This window comes from Enterovibrio coralii, from assembly GCF_001559595.1.
In the GTDB taxonomy this organism is placed as follows: Bacteria; Pseudomonadota; Gammaproteobacteria; order Enterobacterales; family Vibrionaceae; genus Enterovibrio; species Enterovibrio coralii.
In genome coordinates, this window is record NZ_LNTY01000058.1 from 172174 (window position 1) to 189204 (window position 17031).

Sequence of the window (17031 nt, forward strand, 5' to 3'; positions counted from 1 at the left end):
GCCATGACAGATCAAGCCATCGCGACTGCCGACATGAGTGACAGCATGGATGCGGGAGAAGAGCGCCTCAAAGGCTCTGATTTCTTAAGCTTCGATCTCGCTCATGAACTCTATGGCGTTGATATCAAAGCGGTAGAAGAGATACGCGTATGGGAAACGCCCACCGCCATTCCTCGTGCGCCAGAGTTCATCCTCGGTGTGATCAATTTGCGCGGCATGATAGTGCCGATCATGGATCTTCGCGTGCGTTTCAACATAGGAAAGATTGAATACCTTCCCACAACGGTCGTGCTCATTTTGAAATCGAGTGATCACGTAGGCGGAAGGATGATGGGGGTTGTTGTGGATGCGGTGTCGGACGTTATCGACATGGGTGACAACAGCTTAATGCCACCGATTGGGGATTCCGAAGTGATGCCTTTCGTGAGTGGCCTGCTCAATGTGGATGCACAGGTGATGAGCCTTTTGGATGTTGATTCATTACTCAACATTGAAGCCTTGGTGCACTAGGGGGCGATGATGATGGCAGATGAAGTAAAAGAATTCCTGAGTTTCCTGATTGATGACGAAGAGTACGGCGTCAACATTTTGGATGTGAAAGAGGTGAGAGGTTGGTCTGACGTGCGCAAGCTACCCAACAGCGAGAGCTACTTGCTCGGCGTGTTAGAGCTTCGTGGTGAATACATCCCGATCGTGGACCTCAGACAGCGCTTCAATATGGAAGCGGCCACCTTGAGCAAAACCACTGTAGTGGTAATTGTTAGGAATACCAGCGGCCAGTCGCTCGGGATCATTGTGGATGCCGTTGCTGAGGTTTATCAGCTGTCGACGAGCCAAATTAAATCAGCACCGGGTTATGTGAAGATTGATGAGCGATTTATTGAAGGAATTGCTTCTGTCGATAGCAAACACGTGGTGTTGATTAAGTTAGAACGATTATTTGATTTTGACGAGTTGCATGAAGTAGCGCAGCCAGACTTGGTTAGCGAGGGTTAAAAGTTATGTCTTGGTGGAATAGAACTAAGGAAGCTGTATCTGAAAACACACAAGAAGATCAAGGTTTAAAGGCGCACATTGTCTCTGCATTGGACACGGCTCAGACCGCGCTGATGATGGTGGATCGCGACTTCAAAGTCTTCTACGTCAACAAAAAGTCATTGGAGCTTCTCAAGCTTCATGAGGACTTATTCCGCACAAAATGGCCGAGTTTCCGTGCTGAAAAAGATTGGATCGTGGGCAACTGCATTGACATGTTCCATGCCAACCCTGCGCACCAAAGACAGCTGTTGTCGAACCCTGCCAACTTGCCTTACGACACCATCATTAAGATTGACGATGTTTCATTGCGCTTGGTGGTAGGTGCTGTCGTTGACGATAAGGGTGACTATGTCGGCAATACACTGGAATGGGACGACGTGACCGCCCAACTCAAGGCGGAAAACGAACGCGCAAGACTTCAAGCGGCCGTCGACCAGTCGTTAACGGCGATGGTGCTAATTGACCGTGATTTGCAAATCACTTACGTCAACGAAGAGACGATTAACTTATTTGAAAAGCATCAAGCGTCATTCCGTCAAATGTGGCCGGGCTTTACCGCGACGAAAGATTGGTTGATGGGGCGTTGTATTGATGAGTTTCATAAGAATCCTGCTCACCAACGCCAACTTTTGTCGAACCCTGCAAACCTGCCATACAAAACCGATATCAGCGTAGCAGACCTGACTATCGAACTGAATGTTGCTGCGATTAACGACGCTAAAGGCAACTACATTGGTAACAGCTTGGAATGGCGAGATGTCACCGATTTGCGATCTCGTGAGCTGCAGGTCGGGCGACTGGTATCGGCAGTCGAAGGCATGACAACCAATCTGATGATGGCCGACAAAGACGGCAATATCACTTACTGTAACCCTGCACTGACCAAGCTGCTCTCAAGCAGGGAAGATGAGCTTAGACAGAACTTCCCTGGTTTTAAAGCCAACGATCTCGTCGGCAAAAACTTCGATATTTTCCACAAAAACCCATCGCACCAACGCTCCATCATCGGTAACCCGGACAGGCTCCCGTATACCGCGCAAATTAAGGTGAGCGGATTGGAGTTTGAGCTGACCTGTATTGCGATGTATGACGCGACAGGTAACTACATTGGTCCCGCATTGCAGTGGGAAGACATTACCCAACAAATGCAGGGACAGCGAGATGTTGAAGGCTTGATTGCGGATGCGTCGCAAGGTCGTCTTGGCAGCCGTATGGATGCCAGCAAGTACACAGGGTTTATGTCTAATTTGAGCGACGGAATCAATGGCCTGTTAGACAACATGGTTGGCCCGCTCAACAACTGTAAAGATGTTATGTCAAAAGTCTCCCAAGGCAATTTGAAGGTCAACATGCCGGATGATTACAAAGGTGACTTTGCTGAGCTCAGCAATGCGGTAAACACGTCCATCACGAACCTGCGTGACATGGTAGAGAAAATCACGGCGTCATCTTCGCGTGTAGCGTCTGCCTCTGGCGAAATCGCGGACGGTAACACAGACCTCAGCGAACGTACCGAAGAACAAGCGGCGAGCTTGGAAGAGACGGCGGCGAGCATGGAAGAGATGACTTCCACCGTTAAACAAAATGCTGAAAGTGCCAATGCGGCCAACAAACTCTCTCAAAACGCCAGCGGAAAAGCAGAGAAGGGCGGTGAGGTCGTGAAACAAGCGGTCTCTGCGATGGGTGAGATCAACAAAGCCAGTAAGCGTATTGCAGACATCATCAGCGTGATTGACGAGATAGCCTTCCAAACCAACCTTCTTGCACTCAATGCGGCGGTTGAAGCGGCACGTGCGGGCGAGCAAGGCCGAGGCTTTGCTGTGGTCGCTGGTGAAGTTCGTAACCTCGCGCAACGCAGTGCGGGTGCTGCGAAAGAAATTAAAGACCTCATTAAAGACAGCGTCGACAAGGTATCTGAAGGCTCTCGACTTGTGGACGAATCTGGTGAAATGCTGAATGAGATCGTGACCGCCGTTGGCGAAGTGACCAACCTGATTGGCAAGATCAACTCAGCGAGCCAAGAACAGGCGAGTGGCATCGACGAGATTTCGAAAGCGATCGTCAAGATGGATGAAATGACGCAGCAAAATGCGGCATTGGTTGAGGAAGCCTCTGCGGCAAGCCAGTCTTTGAGAGATGAAGGTAGTGAACTGATCAACCTTATCAGCTTCTTCCAAGTCGATGCGTCACACGCTGGAGCAATGGCACCGAGAAATACCGAGCTAAAGAGCTACCAACCGCCCGCTAAAGCTGCAACACCAAAGGCTGTTTCTGCACCACCGCCAGCAGTAAAAAATGTTGCTAACGGTGCGCCTGCGCCCATCTCTGACGATGATTGGGAGGAGTTCTAAGGGTGGATGCCATTGAAGCATTGAGTCAGATTGAGGAGCAGCGGGAGTTTGAGTTTACTCAAGAAGACTTCAAGTTCATTCAAGAGTTTATGCTCAGAGAGACGGGGATTTCTCTCTCTGAGCGTAAAACCTCAATGGTGTATGGTCGTTTAGCGAGACGTTTGCGTCGAACTGGGCTAGATAACTTCAAAGATTATTTTAACCGTGTGCACTCGGACTTGGATGAACGCGTTGCGTTTATCAATGCACTCACCACCAACAAGACACAGTTCTTTCGTGAAAAGCACCACTTCGACTTTCTGTCTGACGTATTGGTGCCTGAGTGGCAACTGCAAAAACGTAAGCGTATTCGCGTGTGGTCAGCGGGGTGCTCGACGGGCGAAGAACCTTACACCATCGCTTCAACACTTGCGGTTAGTGGCCTGTTAGGGCCGAACTATGACTGCAAGATACTGGCGACGGATTTAGACACGCAAGTTCTTGAAGTGGGCAAGCACGGCACGTATGGCATTGAGGTCACCAAGGTTATTCCTGACGTCATGCTGCGACACGGTTTCATTCGAGGCCGCGGACAAAAACAAGAATTATTAAAAGCAAAGCCCCTGCTACAGAGGGCAATTACCTTTAAGCAATTAAATCTGACCGCACCTTGGCCCCACAAAGGGCCATTGGACGCAATATTTTGTCGCAACGTCATGATTTATTTTGAAAAAGATATGCAGCAGCAGCTTATTTTCAGGTTCTGGGAAATGCTACGTAGTGGTGGCGTTCTTTTTATTGGGCATTCTGAAAGCATCGGCAAAATGGGCAGTCGATTTGAGAATTTAGGGCAAACCATGTTTCGCAAACCCTAACGAGCATTTTTGAACTGGGAACGAGCTAGATATGCATAAAATCCTGGAGCTGACCGGGTGTCCGATAGGAGCAGGTGCTAGACGCTTCTTTCACCCCGGGAAGCAGATGATGATGGTGAAAATACAGCCCGGAGAAGTCTACGTGACCTCCGAGCGTGAGCTGATATCGACAGGACTCGGGTCTTGTATATCGGCTTGTGTATGGGATCCCTTCATCGAGCTGGGTGGCATGAATCATTTTATGTTGCCATTTGGCGACGCGGATGACATTGAAGGCTGGGATCCAACGCAATGGCGCTCCAATGCAGCGCGCTACGGCAATTACGCCATGGAGCTGTTGATCAATACCATGATCCAGCAAGGTGCCATCAAAAGCCGACTGCGTGTAAAGCTGTTTGGTGGCGGCATGGTCATGGGTAAGCAAGCGGCCATCGGCCAAAAAAACATTCAGTTCATCCGAAACTATGTTGAAAGCGAAGGATTGACACTGGTAGGTGAGGATCTTGGCACAGAGTTTCCTCGCAAGGTGGTATTTGACCCGATCACAGGCAAAGCCTGGGTGAAGAAATTGAGAGGCTATCGTGGAGAAGTAGAAGCCGAGGAAAGCAACTACAAACGTCGTCTGGTGAAAGAAGCGAAACGTGAGGACGACGATAGTGCGGAGCTATTTTAATGACCCAAAAAGTACATAAGGTACTGATTGTTGATGACTCTGCAGTTTTTAGAGCATTGCTCAGTGAAATCATCGATTCAGATCCACAACTTGAGGTTGTCGGCTCTGCGGTCGACCCCTACGAAGCGCGAGAAAAAATAAAGAAGCTGAAACCCGACGTGATCACGTTGGATATTGAAATGCCGAAGATGGATGGTGTTCAGTTTCTTCGCAACCTTATGAGGTTGCATCCCATGCCAGTGGTGATGATCTCGACGCTGACACAACATGGTGCGGACGCTACTTTGGCTGCGCTGGATATCGGAGCGGTCGATTACTTCCCCAAGCCTACTGAGAACGTTGCCTCTGAAATGGGTAACTACCGTCAGCTGGTGGTCGAAAAAGTCAAAATGGCCGCAAATGCCAATATTGCGGGAGCGGTACATCGCTCTCCCAAGGAAATCAGCGTTTCCGGTCGCCAATTCAAATCTGACTACGATGTAATTGCTATCGGTGCCTCTACGGGCGGCACAGAGGCGATTCGCAATGTCTTGGAAGCACTTCCTGAGATGATGCCGCCCATCGTTGTCACTCAACACATCAAAGCCGTTTTCAGCAAGTCTTTCGCTGAGCGATTGAATCGTGCGTCCAAGTTGCATGTAGAAGAGCTTTCAACCGACAGAGCCCCTTTAGTCAGTGGCCGTGTCTATGTAGCCCCCGGTGATTTACACATACGAATTGTCAAACGAGGCGGACAGTATTACTGCGAGCGTTGCGATGGCGAGCCGGTTCATCGTCATAAGCCTTCTGTCGATGTCATGTTCTCATCGCTGGCCAAAGCCGCTGGAGGGCGCTGTTTCAGTATTCTTTTGACTGGCATGGGCAAAGACGGCGCGCAAGGCATGTTGGATGTATTGAATGCAGGAGGCGTCACGGTAGCGCAAGATGAAAAATCTTCGGTGGTTTGGGGAATGCCCCGTGCCGCAGTTGAAATGGAAGCGGCGCAGCATGTTATGCCGCTAGATAAAATCGCAACTTACCTTGTAGGTAAAGTGTATGGGTAAATCTAGCTTAAGAACCTTGATTGCGCTGTTGGCTATTGGGGCAGCCTGCGGGCCGCTGATGGTAGAGCAATCTGTCATTACGATTTCATCAGCGACAGCAGTGGTGTTGTTTGTCCTCTTGTTGTGGAAAAAGCCACAAGAGGAAGCAGTACAAAACGCTGAGCATAGTGAAGCGCAGGTGATGAGCGATGCGAGTGTCGACTATGAGTCGACGGCAATCCTCCGAAAAATTCACAGTATATTGAATTTGGAGCTGATTCCGATCCGCGAGCAGCTCGATCGCCAACAGGAAGTGATTGATGACTCGGTACACAATCTCAATTCCAGCTTCTTTGGTATGGAGAAGGCAGTAAGCAAGCAGGCGGAGTTGTCCCAGCACATGATCAAAGATTTGCTGAACAATGATGAAAGCGAATACAGCCTTACCAAGGTCTTACCTGAGACAGAGAACGCGATTGATACCTATATCGACATTCTGGTGCAGGTATCAGAGAAGAGTATTACCGCGATTCACCGTATTCACGATATGTCAGAAAAGCTCGATGCCGTGTTTAATCTGCTCGATCAGGTGCAGGCAATGTCGGATCAAACCAACTTACTGGCATTGAATGCGGCCATCGAAGCGGCAAGGGCCGGGGAGCTCGGTCGAGGCTTTGGTGTGGTGGCGGCAGAAGTGCGTGACCTTGCAAATCGAGCGACCGACCTTAACAGCCAAATCCACAAAGACATCAATTTGGCACAAGACACGGTCAAGCAAACTAACTCTATCGTCGGTGAAATCGCCACGCTGGATATGACTGCAGCGATAGAGTCGAAAACGCGTATTGAAGAGCTATTGAAGGGTGTTCAGGCCGTCAATATGGAAGTGACGAATGAAATATCACGCGTGTCAGAACAAGGGGAAGTGGTGCGCGGGGAGGTGGCCAAGAGTATCCAAGGCCTGCAATTTGCCGACATCGTTTCTCAGCAAGGTCAGCATGTGCTGAACAACCTTCATATTTTAGAAGACCTTAATGCCCTCATTATGGACAAGCTTGCAGAGGGGAGTGTCGATTGGGTGGCACTGCATAAAGCAGTGGATGAGATTGAAGAGATGGCAGGTTCTGCGGAACGTGCCCCGGCTAAACAAATGTCCGCCGATGAAGGCGACATCGAACTGTTTTAGGAGACGGTATGGCCATTAGTCGCGAAGATAGAAATGACGGTAAGTCAGTAGTAATCCATGTGAACGGACAGTTTGATTTCAGCGTCGTGCAGGAATTTAGAGACGCTTATCAAGACTGCAAAGGGAAAGACATTGTTGTCGACTTTCGAGGCACGGAATACATTGATAGTGCAGGGCTTGGGATGCTGTTGAACATGCAGACTTTCCTGAACAAGAGCGAAGGCGATATTCGACTGATTAACACTATGCCGCAGATTAAGCGTGTGCTTGTTATTGCACGCTTTGAGAAGAAGTTCATGATTGAATAAGTCCTTAAAGGGGGTAGCGAGTGAAAGCTCTCATAGTAGAAGATGACATCTCGCTTCAATGCTTTCTCGAACATGTATTAAAGGACGAGTTTGACGAGTTGCTGATTGCCGACAACGGCAAAATGGCGTTGGATATGTTGGAAGCACTTGATGAGCTTCCAAACCTTATCGTCATGGACGTATTGATGCCTGTCATGGATGGGTTTGAAGCTGCAAAGCATATCCGGACGATTTACCGAACCCAATATTTACCGATTGTTTTCTTAACCGGTATAACGGATAACGATGCGTTTAACCGCTGTATGACGCTGGGAGATGACTTTCTCACCAAGCCTATTAGTCGAACAACCATCGTTGCTAAGGTAAGGGCGCATTGTCGAAATATACGCCTTTACAACGAAGTTGCCGTTCAACGGGACAAATTAGAACATTTTCACGCTCATACCCTTTATGAGCACACGATGGCTGAGACCATTTTCAGCAACTTGATGCAGGGCTGCTATCAAGAAGCGGAAGGGGTGAATTTCTACACCAGCTCTTTCACTAATTTTAATGGTGATGTTGTGTTGGTTGCTCCGCGTCCCCAAGGCGGGATATACGCCATGCTGCTGACGCCACAGGGCACGGTTTGCCTGCTGCTATCTCTTCAATTCCTGCCACCAAGCGTTTTTCGCCATGGCAAAAAACGGCCTGTCGTTGGGAGATATGGCCTCGGAAATGAATGCAACGCTAAAACGTTTTTTGCCGCCAGGCATGTTGGTTGCCGCGAACCTTCTCGAAGTGTCCGCCAATGGGCTTGACATTAACTGGTGGGGTGGGGGTATGCCCGATGGTTATGTCATCGATAAAGACGGCGAATTGAAACAAAGATTGCCTTCAGCACACATGGCACTGGGTGCGATGGAGTCTGATGAGTTTGAAGCCAACCTTGTTGCGCTCAAGTTAGAAGAAGGGGACAAGCTGTTTTTCTTCACCGACGGTGTGACCGAAGCCAGAAACGCATCTGGTGCGGAGCTGGGAGAGGAAGGCATTGAGGCCTTGTTCTCTGAGTCCTATGTTAGCTTGATTGATGTTGTTCGTGAACGTGTAACCAGTTTTACCAGTGGTGGTGGTGTCGGCGATGACATGTCGATGCTTGAGATGACCGCGCCAATTCGAAGCAACATAGAAGCATCGTTGGGCGAACCGGATTATTACGAAAGACGTTCGCCATCGCAGCTTACGGTGTTCTTTGGCGCGACCGAGTTGCGTAAGGTCAATATCGTTGGGGAAGTGCGCCGCGTACTAAAAGGACCGATTGGCAGCAACATTGATTTGGATTTGATGTGCACCATCTTATCGGAGCTGTGTAACAACGCGTTGGAGCATGGCCTGCTTAAGCTGGAGTCTGATCTGAAAAATGATGATGAAGGTTTCTTGGATTACTACCTTGAACGCCAGTCGCGGTTAGAAAACTTGGGTGAACATGCCTTTATGGAGCTTGGTGTCTCGTTCAAACCCAAAGAGCGCGTGCTGCACTTCTACCTAACCCATAACGGGGAAGGGTTCGCCAATACGGGATCAGAAAGCCGTTTGGATGACTCAGGAGCTATGTGTGGTCGCGGCATTGCTTGGTCAGTGAGCTGTGTGATGTTTTCTATTATGAAGATGGGGGTTGCACGGCAAGAGGTACCTACAAGCTGACAGCAGGTTTACCGGAAGTGAATCACCAATAAAGAAAATCGTTATCGGATGAGAAAGCCTGCTCAAGCTAGCAGGCTTTTTTATTGGCCTGTTGTTAGAAGCTACGGAATGACAGACGAAAGCAACAGGTTACGACAATCAGTGCAGCTCACTGAATGACAGACGAAAAAAACCTAGTTCGAAAACTAGGTTTCTTAAGTGGCTTCCCTGCGAGACTTAATGGGCCCGCCTAGGGTTGCGACAATCAGCGCAGCGCGCTGAAATTTAGACGAAAAAAAACCAGTCCGAAGACTAGGTTTTCTTAAGTGGCTCCCCCTGCAAGACTTAACGGGCCCGCCTAGGGTTGCGACAATCAGTGCAGCGCACTGAAATTTAGACGAAAAAAACCCAGTCCGAAGACTAGGTTTCTTAAGTGGCTCCCCCTGCAAGACTTGAACTTGCGACATACGGATTAACAGTCCGCCGTTCTACCGACTGAACTAAGGGGGAATTGCTGGAGAAAAATTTAGTCGAAACTAAGTTCATCACCATTTGCAATATGGTGCCTCGAGGCGGAATCGAACCACCGACACGGGGATTTTCAATCCCCTGCTCTACCAACTGAGCTATCGAGGCTTAATGTTAGCGAATCGCGCTACATTAAATAAGTGGTGCCGGCTACCGGAGTCGAACTGGTGACCTACTGATTACAAGTCAGTTGCTCTACCAACTGAGCTAAGCCGGCACACAAACCGTGGAAACGTTGCTGTCGTGTTGCACCATCTCACTAAATATGGTGCCTCGAGGCGGAATCGAACCACCGACACGGGGATTTTCAATCCCCTGCTCTACCGACTGAGCTATCGAGGCAACGGGGTGCATTAAACGGTTTTTGAGGCTTACCGTCAACATCTTTTTTTAAAAAAAACGTCAAATAAGACCGTTTGCTGTCTTTTTCATCGCTTTGATTTAAAAACACACGATAATTACGGTCTTTTCCGCATTTTTATTGCATGTGACGGAATTCTTTTTGGAAGTTAGTCACCTTCTGAAGGTATCGACGAGACTCCGAAGAGGGGTGTTTATTCGTCAATGCCCAGTACACCTGATTAGGATTTAACCGATTCAAGTCGTTCATCGCGCGTTTACGGTCAGAACGATGGAAGGTTTTCAGCACATTTCCGGTTCCGCCGTTATAGGCAGATATCATGCTGTAGTGTTTTGACAGCGGATCGCGCACATCTTTTAGGTAACGCGTTTTCAAAATATAGAAATACGCGGCACCCGTATCGATGTTCTTCGCCGGATCAAACAAATACTCAGGAGAAGGTTCACCAGAGCGTTTTTTCACGAGCTTAAACACATCGCGCCCTGCAGTTTTAGGCACTACCTGCATCAAGCCATAAGCATTGGCCCAACTCACCGCATATGGGTTGAAGCTGGATTCGGTCTTGATGATGGCGTAAATCAGCTCTTCAGAGATGCCATAACGACGCGAGGCATCGCGGATAATGTCTGCATATTGATAGCGTCGTTTGCTCGAGTGGTCTTTCACCATCGGGATTTCGACATAGAAGACTTTTTGAAAGCGCAGCGATTTGGTCTTGAGTTTGTTAGCGACCAAGTAATCAGCGTAACGGTTCGCGCGCCACTCCCAGGCGATTTCTTTGCCATCCTGATCCACCACCTGTCCTTGTAAGAAGGGGGCACCGCTTATTGGAACATCTGCGGCAGAGTAAAGATCGACAGACGCAGGATCATTGGGTGTTAGCAGGGTAGTGACAATGGCCTGTTTTAAATGTTGCTTAGGTTCAGTTGTGGCGACCGTTTCAATGGTGACTTTACCATTGGCAAAATCAACACGGGCACGACTCATGTAGTTGTCTGTGTATTTTACGTAGTCGCGCTTGCCCGAGACATAGACTTCATTTTTACCCCAGCGCACCTCGATGTTGCCGTTAAAGCTGTTGATGAGCTTATCGAGTGCTGCAAAATCTTTTTCAAACTGACCGGGAAGAGGGGCAAGATTTTTGGCGAATCGGTTGGTGGTGTCGTAGTCGATTTGATAGATCGACTCGATCATTTCTCGGCTACAACCTGAAGTTAAAAGTGGGATCAGCAAAAGCGCCAGATATCGGTATAGTTTCATTCCGTTCGCACAAAAGTAAAAAGGCATCCAGATTAGGGTAATCAGGATGCCTTTTTTTACAAAGCGCTATCGCAAAATTGTGAGCACAATGCCTTACTCTGAAGGCGGAGTGTAGCCCTCGATCACGGTATCGTGACCTTCAAACAGGAACTTCACCATTTCTTCTTCAAGCAATTTGCGGTGCTCTGGCTCCATCATGTTGAGCTTTTTCTCGTTGATCAACATGGTCTGTTTGCTTTGCCACTGCGCCCAAGCTTCTTTGGAAATGTTGTCGAAAATGCGCTTGCCCAGCTCACCAGGATAAAGTTGGAAGTCCAAGCCATCAGCGTCTTTCTGAAGTCGTTGGCAAAAAACAGTACGGCTCATCATTAAGCTCCTAAAGTAAAAATCGATCTATCTAAATCGTTGTCTGCAATTCGTGGGTAAGACTTTCCAGCAGCTTTTGTACCGGAGCGGCAAGCCCAACTTTTGCCGGTTGGTTTAAGTTATACCAAAGGCCGCCATTGCCTTCCATCACCCCATTATCCCCACTCATTGCAGGTTTGCTATGCAATTTGACGCGAACAGGCACGATGTCGAGGTGAAAATGGCTAAATGTGTGACGAAACGCCGTCAGGTGTTCAGGTTTGTCATGGCCTGATTGATTGAGTTTATTGCCGATAAAGGTATCTGCGGCCAGTTCGCTGGTTTCCGGCAAGCACCACAGTCCGCCCCAAAGCCCAGCGGGTGGTCGTTGTTCCAGCCATATTTGGTCTTCATATTGGAAGAGAACAAAGCAGGTTTCTTTTTCTGGCAGCGTCTTTTTCGGCTTCTTACCCGGAAAGTCCGCTTGGCGACCCTGCGCATTGGCTTCACAGCTGTAGTTGACCGGACACATTTCACATTTCGGTTTGCTGCGGGTACAAATCATCGCCCCCATGTCCATCATGGCTTGGTTGTAACGCTGCACGCCCTCTGCTGGCGTGTTGTCTTCTGCGTACTCCCACAAGCGGCTCTCAACAGGCTTCTTACCCGGCCAGCCTTCCACGGCGAAATGACGAGAGAGGGTGCGTTTAACGTTGCCATCTAGAATTGGATGGTGTTGACCCAAGGACAAAGAAAGTACTGCGCCTGCGGTGGAACGTCCAACGCCAGGCAAGGCCATCACGTCATCAATGTTTGTTGGGAACTCGCCGTTGTAGTCGGTCGCGATTTTGATCGCGGCCTTGTGCAGGTTGCGCGCACGGGCGTAATAGCCAAGCCCAGTCCAAAGGTGCAGGACTTCATCGAGTTCCGCGTTGGCCAAATCAACCACGGTCGGGAAGCGTTCCATAAAACGCTCGAAATACGGGATGACGGTCGCGACCTGCGTTTGCTGCAACATGATCTCGGACAGCCACACTTTGTAAGGCGTTTTTTCCTGCTGCCATGGCAGGGTTTTACGTCCGTATTTGTCATACCACTTCAGTATGGCATCGGAAAAAGACTGACTCACTTTGCTAACTCTTTTGTTATTTTTATACCTGTCGGCGTAAATTCTTCGTCGTTTATGAGGCCGAATTTACGCCAAATGGTACTATTTGAGGGGAAATAACCCACGTCGTTGTGGGCATTCTATCAATGCTTGGGTTGCTGAAAAAGGCAGCATTGGTATGAAAGATACGTAACCCAATCGCGCAAGGCTTGCACCAAGCCGTAATCTTTGGATAATGCGCGATCCGCTTAACTTTTCTTCATTATTGAGTTGCAGGCATAAAACCATGGCAGAAGTCATCAAACCCGAACTGACCGAAGACGGTAAAGTTCTTCGTAAAATCAGAAGCTTTGTTCGTCGTGAAGGACGACTCACTAAAGGTCAGGAGCAGGCAATGAATGACTGCTGGCCAACAATGGGTATCGACTTCGAAGAGAAGCAACTCAATTGGACAGAAGTGTTCGGCAACGATAACCCAGTTGTACTGGAAATCGGCTTCGGCATGGGCGCATCTTTGGTTGAAATGGCAAAGAATGCACCTGAGAAAAACTTCATCGGTATTGAAGTACACAGCCAGGTGTTGGTGCTTGTCTGATGGCAGCTCGCGATGCGGGTATCACCAACCTGCGTGTAATGTGTCACGATGCGGTTGAAGTGTTTGAGCACATGCTGCCAGTAGCGAGCCTAGAAACGGTTCAGCTATTCTTCCCAGACCCATGGCACAAAGCGCGTCACCACAAGCGTCGTATCGTGCAGCCTGAGTTCGTTCAAATGCTGCGTGACAAGCTGAAAATCGGTGGCATTTTCCACATGGCGACAGACTGGGAAAACTACGCTGAGCACATGGTAGAAGTAATGGACGTAGCGCCGGGTTACAAAAACACCGCGACTGACGGCCCTTACATCGAGCGTCCAGAAGAGCGTCCGCTGACCAAATTTGAAGCGCGTGGCCACCGTTTGGGCCATGGCGTTTGGGACATGAAATACGCGCGCGTCGAGTAATTTCTCGTTCACACATTCCCGCTGCCACACATTTGTGTTGTGGTAACGAAAATCGACAAAGCCAACCTCGTGTTGGCTTTTTTGACCATTGGAGATCGTAATGAAACCCACTCCTGAGCTGTTAAACGGCATCCTTGAAGAAGTTCGTCCATTGATTGGACAAGGAAAAGTTGCTGACTATATTCCCGCCCTAAAAGAAGTGCCGGCGAACAGATTAGGTGTGGCGGTGTGCTACAACGACGGTGAAATTATCACGGCCGGTGATGCGCACGAACCCTTCTCGATCCAGTCGATCTCCAAGGTGCTTAGCTTGACGCTAGCCCTGCAAAATTACAGCCCAGAAGAGATCTGGACGCGTGTTGGCAAGGAGCCTTCGGGCCAAGCGTTTAACTCGATGATCCAGCTTGAGATGGAGCAAGGGATCCCGCGAAATCCGTTCATCAATGCGGGGGCTTTGGTGGTGTGCGACATGCTACACAGCCGACTTTCCGCACCGCGCCAACGCATGTTGGAATTTGTTCGACACCTTTCTGGGAACGAGCATATTTGCTACGACAAGGTGGTGGCGGCGTCTGAAATGGATCACGCAGACCGCAATGCGGCGATCGCTTATCTGATGCGGGCTTTCGGCAATTTCGACAACGATGTGATGCCTGTTCTGGCGAACTATTTCCATTATTGTGCACTGCGCATGAGCTGCGTCGATTTGGCCAAGACATTTAACTATCTGGCAAATAAGGGACTTCCTTTAGGCGCAGAAAAAACAATTATCAACCAGACTCAGTGTAAGCAGTTGAATGCCTTACTGGCGACGTGCGGTTTATATGACGGTGCAGGTGAGTTTGCTTACCGCGTCGGTATGCCGGGCAAGTCGGGTGTTGGTGGTGGTATTGTTGCGATTGTACCGGGTGAGATGTCTATCACTGTATGGTCGCCTGAGCTTGATGCATCAGGCAACTCACTGGCAGGCACAGCAGCATTGGAACTGCTTGCAGAACGGATTGGCCGTTCAATTTTTTAGTACTTTTTCACAGCCATCGTTTTTACTGCGATTGTTGTGACGTTGACGCACACGATGCGGTCTCCTGAAACAACGGATGGAGAGGTGATTATGGGTAGATTGAGTGGAACGCGCGCTTGGAGCGTATTTGGTCTGGTGTTGATGGCATTGCCGTTTGTATCGAAAGCAGCGGTGTGTAGCCCAGATCTTCACAGTGATATCGCGATTGAATCCGACAACGTGATCATTGAAAGCAACAACAACCGCTTTCTCATTGATCCAAACGGCATGCTATTCGTGAACGTACATCGCGTAAAACTGAGTGATGAGCAGAAAGCCTCCCTCTCAGCCTATAGCCAAGCGGTGAGACAGGATCTTCCTTACATCAGCCGCACCTTATCTCAACAACTTCAGACCTCATGGAAGGCACTGGATGACGTGATTGCCGATGAGCTGGGCGACAAAAGTGGTCTGCGTAGCGAACTCGGTCAGTACCACGACTATCTGCAAAATCGTGTTAATGCGTCGCTTTATAATGCTGAGCGCAAAGCGCCTCAGTTGAATCATACGCTGTTGCTTCAAACCGTTCGCGAAGTAGAAGCTAGCGTCCCACAAATCGTGGCGACGGTAAGCAGCCGCGGCTTGATGGACATTGCGGTGTTGAGCGAAGGGCAAACCAATAAGATGCAGTTCATGTCAGAGAAGATGGCGACACTGCAAGACCGTCTTGTCGGCGAGGCAAAACTGCAACGAGACAAAACCAAAGTGCTGCAAAAAGATTTGTGCCAGCGTTTAAATGCGTGGCAGCAGCACGAGGAAAATATCGCTGACCTCATTCCGGCACTCTCGGGATTAAAAACGGTGACGGTGAGATAACGGCTCTCGAACAATAGAAAACGCGGCCTGATGCCGCGTTTTTTTATACCTAAGGTTTTGCCTGAATCACTCAACGCTTAAGGGCGATAGGTGAACTCGTAGTCGACGCTGTTCCACGCATCATCGATATCACCCAAGTATTGGCGAAGTTCACTTGCCTCAACGTGACGCTTTTTGGAGCGATAGAAGTAGTTGGCTTCGACATAGGTTTTGTCAAAGAGCGTTTCACCGGGAGCTGATATCTTGCTAAGTGAACTTTGAAACTCAAAGTAAGGCCCATTGATGGTGTGATTGCTTGCTTCAATCTCCCAAGACTCAGGTAGGCTCAGTTTGATTTTCTGCCTCACAGCACCTTCCGTGCCAAAACGAAACGGGGTTTTTCGGCGAATAAGGTCGGGCTTTGTCAGGTAATCATCCACGATGTCACCGGATACGACAAAGGTGTAGGCATCCTCACTTTTTGACCACAGCCCTTCGATAACATATGCCTCGTTGACCGTGACCTCGTTCGTTTCCAAATCATCAGAAATGGTAAGCGGACGCATAAGGTCGAGCGCATTAAAAAATGAGGCGTAGTAATTAGCATACTCTTCTCCAAGCTCTACTAATGGCTTGGATTCTAAATATCTACGCCAACGCTCTGCTTCAAGGCCACGGTAGGTGGTTTTCACGGTCAGGTAGCTTTGCGCGTGCGCATGATTGACCACATATTTTTGCTCCACGTCTTGCGTGACGGGAATGGTTGGCGGTGCCATTTCGCTCAAGGCATTCGTCTCTGGCTTGATGACAAGCGCATAGCCAAGACGAGATTGCGCGATTGAATCTAAGCGGCTGCTTGATGGGTACGTGTCGCATCAATCCACCAAGGCTTGCGTCGTAGGTCATTCTCACAATCACATGATTGAAGCTGTAGGGCGCAGCAGGCTGGTCTTTCAGTTGGTCTTTCCAGAATGTGTCTACCAAGCGGGATAGCTTCCACGCCAAGCTCATTTAGCATGGAAACCAGCAGCAAAGACTTGTCTTTGCAATCGCCATACCCTTGGGAAATGATTTGGGCAGGTGGCCGAGGTTTATGGGAACCTATGCCGTTTTCAATGCCCAAGTAGCGAATGTTGTTTTGCACAAAATGGATCGCGGCAACGATCTGCTTTTCTCTATCATCCGGGTAGGTATCTTGGATGTCTGCGACCAGAGCTTGGACTTCATCATCCTTGTCTGGCGCGGCATAAAGCGGCAATGCCCATTTCACAACGTCTTGCCAGTTTTGATAGCTGGACACATGGAGGTAGGGGTAAGGGTTAAACCAACGCGGCTGCTCGGACTCGTCGAAATCATACAAGCCGTTTCGTTCTTGATAGGTAAAGATGCGCGCACCGTTTTCGGTGATTTCTTTTGCCTTGCCGTTTCCTTTGCCTTCAAGGTTAGTGACATGAAAGTCGCTGTCTTTTGGCATCCGA

The 17031-nt window shown here is 49.1% G+C and carries 17 protein-coding genes, 4 tRNA genes and 1 pseudogene; 13 read left to right on the plus strand and 9 right to left on the minus strand.

Annotated elements, in window-relative coordinates; translation table 11 throughout:
• The first annotated feature begins 3 nt into the window (after positions 1 to 3).
• Genes ATN88_RS22405 through ATN88_RS27905 form a run of 10 tightly spaced genes read left to right on the plus strand, consistent with a single transcriptional unit; the run spans position 4 to position 9115 of the window.
• Positions 4 to 510 (plus strand): chemotaxis protein CheW, encoded by a 507-nt coding sequence (locus ATN88_RS22405; RefSeq protein WP_067419756.1) that lies wholly within the window; start codon positions 4 to 6, stop codon positions 508 to 510.
• A 12-nt stretch (positions 511 to 522) separates the two neighbouring features.
• Positions 523 to 996, plus strand: coding sequence for a chemotaxis protein CheW (locus tag ATN88_RS22410; protein WP_067419787.1), 474 nt, complete (start codon positions 523 to 525; stop codon positions 994 to 996).
• Between the two features lie 5 nt (positions 997 to 1001).
• Entirely contained in the window at positions 1002 to 3389 is a 2388-nt protein-coding gene (aer2, locus tag ATN88_RS22415) for an aerotaxis transducer Aer2 (protein ID WP_067419757.1), read from the plus strand.
• A 2-nt stretch (positions 3390 to 3391) separates the two neighbouring features.
• Entirely contained in the window at positions 3392 to 4243 is an 852-nt protein-coding gene (locus tag ATN88_RS22420; RefSeq protein ID WP_067419758.1) for a CheR family methyltransferase, read from the plus strand.
• 31 nt (positions 4244 to 4274) lie between these two features.
• Positions 4275 to 4916, plus strand: a complete 642-nt coding sequence (locus ATN88_RS22425; RefSeq protein WP_067419759.1) for a chemotaxis protein CheD — start codon at positions 4275 to 4277, stop codon at positions 4914 to 4916.
• Complete coding sequence (locus ATN88_RS22430) at positions 4916 to 5959, plus strand: protein-glutamate methylesterase/protein-glutamine glutaminase (protein ID WP_067419760.1); 1044 nt, start codon at positions 4916 to 4918, stop codon at positions 5957 to 5959. The genes ATN88_RS22425 and ATN88_RS22430 overlap by 1 nt, the downstream gene beginning before the upstream one ends.
• On the plus strand, positions 5952 to 7124 hold the full coding sequence (locus ATN88_RS22435) for a methyl-accepting chemotaxis protein (protein WP_067419761.1): 1173 nt from the start codon (positions 5952 to 5954) through the stop codon (positions 7122 to 7124). Before ATN88_RS22430 ends, ATN88_RS22435 begins: the two co-directional genes overlap by 8 nt.
• Positions 7125 to 7132: 8 nt before the next feature.
• Positions 7133 to 7432: an STAS domain-containing protein gene (locus ATN88_RS22440; RefSeq protein ID WP_067419762.1), complete on the plus strand. Its 300-nt coding sequence runs from the start codon at positions 7133 to 7135 to the stop codon at positions 7430 to 7432.
• Positions 7433 to 7452: 20 nt separating this feature from the next.
• Positions 7453 to 8232, plus strand: a complete 780-nt coding sequence (locus tag ATN88_RS27900; protein ID WP_232313484.1) for a response regulator — start codon at positions 7453 to 7455, stop codon at positions 8230 to 8232.
• The gene (locus tag ATN88_RS27905) at positions 8150 to 9115 is read left to right on the plus strand and encodes a PP2C family protein-serine/threonine phosphatase (RefSeq protein WP_232313485.1); all 966 of its coding nucleotides are present in this window, start codon (positions 8150 to 8152) and stop codon (positions 9113 to 9115) included. Before ATN88_RS27900 ends, ATN88_RS27905 begins: the two co-directional genes overlap by 83 nt.
• Before the next feature lie 413 nt (positions 9116 to 9528).
• Here ATN88_RS27905 and ATN88_RS22450 read toward each other — a convergent pair.
• From ATN88_RS22450 to mutY, 7 genes are all read right to left on the minus strand, one after another.
• Positions 9529 to 9604: transfer RNA gene (locus ATN88_RS22450), tRNA-Asn, on the minus strand.
• A 50-nt stretch (positions 9605 to 9654) separates the two neighbouring features.
• A tRNA-Phe gene (locus ATN88_RS22455) sits at positions 9655 to 9730 on the minus strand.
• 33 nt (positions 9731 to 9763) lie between these two features.
• Positions 9764 to 9839: transfer RNA gene (locus tag ATN88_RS22460), tRNA-Thr, on the minus strand.
• 49 nt (positions 9840 to 9888) lie between these two features.
• A tRNA-Phe gene (locus ATN88_RS22465) sits at positions 9889 to 9964 on the minus strand.
• A gap of 136 nt (positions 9965 to 10100) precedes the next feature.
• Positions 10101 to 11243 carry a membrane-bound lytic murein transglycosylase MltC gene (gene mltC / locus ATN88_RS22470; RefSeq protein ID WP_067419788.1) on the minus strand — a complete coding sequence of 381 codons (1143 nt, stop codon included), beginning with the start codon at positions 11241 to 11243 and terminating at the stop codon, positions 10101 to 10103.
• Between the two features lie 93 nt (positions 11244 to 11336).
• The gene (locus tag ATN88_RS22475; protein WP_067419763.1) at positions 11337 to 11609 is read right to left on the minus strand and encodes an oxidative damage protection protein; all 273 of its coding nucleotides are present in this window, start codon (positions 11607 to 11609) and stop codon (positions 11337 to 11339) included.
• Between the two features lie 31 nt (positions 11610 to 11640).
• Complete coding sequence (gene mutY, locus ATN88_RS22480; protein WP_067419764.1) at positions 11641 to 12717, minus strand: A/G-specific adenine glycosylase; 1077 nt, start codon at positions 12715 to 12717, stop codon at positions 11641 to 11643.
• Between the two features lie 265 nt (positions 12718 to 12982).
• Between mutY and trmB the strand changes: the two are divergent.
• The 3 genes and pseudogenes from trmB to ATN88_RS22495 all read left to right on the plus strand — a co-directional run bounded on the left by trmB (position 12983) and on the right by ATN88_RS22495 (position 15574).
• Positions 12983 to 13698 (plus strand): annotated as a pseudogene (trmB, locus tag ATN88_RS22485) (tRNA (guanosine(46)-N7)-methyltransferase TrmB).
• 100 nt (positions 13699 to 13798) lie between these two features.
• Complete coding sequence (glsB, locus tag ATN88_RS22490; protein ID WP_067419765.1) at positions 13799 to 14719, plus strand: glutaminase B; 921 nt, start codon at positions 13799 to 13801, stop codon at positions 14717 to 14719.
• Positions 14720 to 14809: 90 nt separating this feature from the next.
• Positions 14810 to 15574 carry a DUF2884 family protein gene (locus ATN88_RS22495; RefSeq protein WP_067419766.1) on the plus strand — a complete coding sequence of 255 codons (765 nt, stop codon included), beginning with the start codon at positions 14810 to 14812 and terminating at the stop codon, positions 15572 to 15574.
• Between the two features lie 77 nt (positions 15575 to 15651).
• Here ATN88_RS22495 and ATN88_RS27910 read toward each other — a convergent pair whose 3' ends face one another.
• Both ATN88_RS27910 and ATN88_RS27915 read right to left on the minus strand, forming a co-directional pair.
• Positions 15652 to 16338, minus strand: coding sequence for a hypothetical protein (locus ATN88_RS27910; RefSeq protein ID WP_232313486.1), 687 nt, complete (start codon positions 16336 to 16338; stop codon positions 15652 to 15654).
• Positions 16339 to 16397: 59 nt separating this feature from the next.
• Positions 16398 to 17027, minus strand: coding sequence for a transglutaminase-like domain-containing protein (locus tag ATN88_RS27915; protein WP_232313487.1), 630 nt, complete (start codon positions 17025 to 17027; stop codon positions 16398 to 16400).
• Between the last annotated feature and the right edge of the window lie 4 nt (positions 17028 to 17031).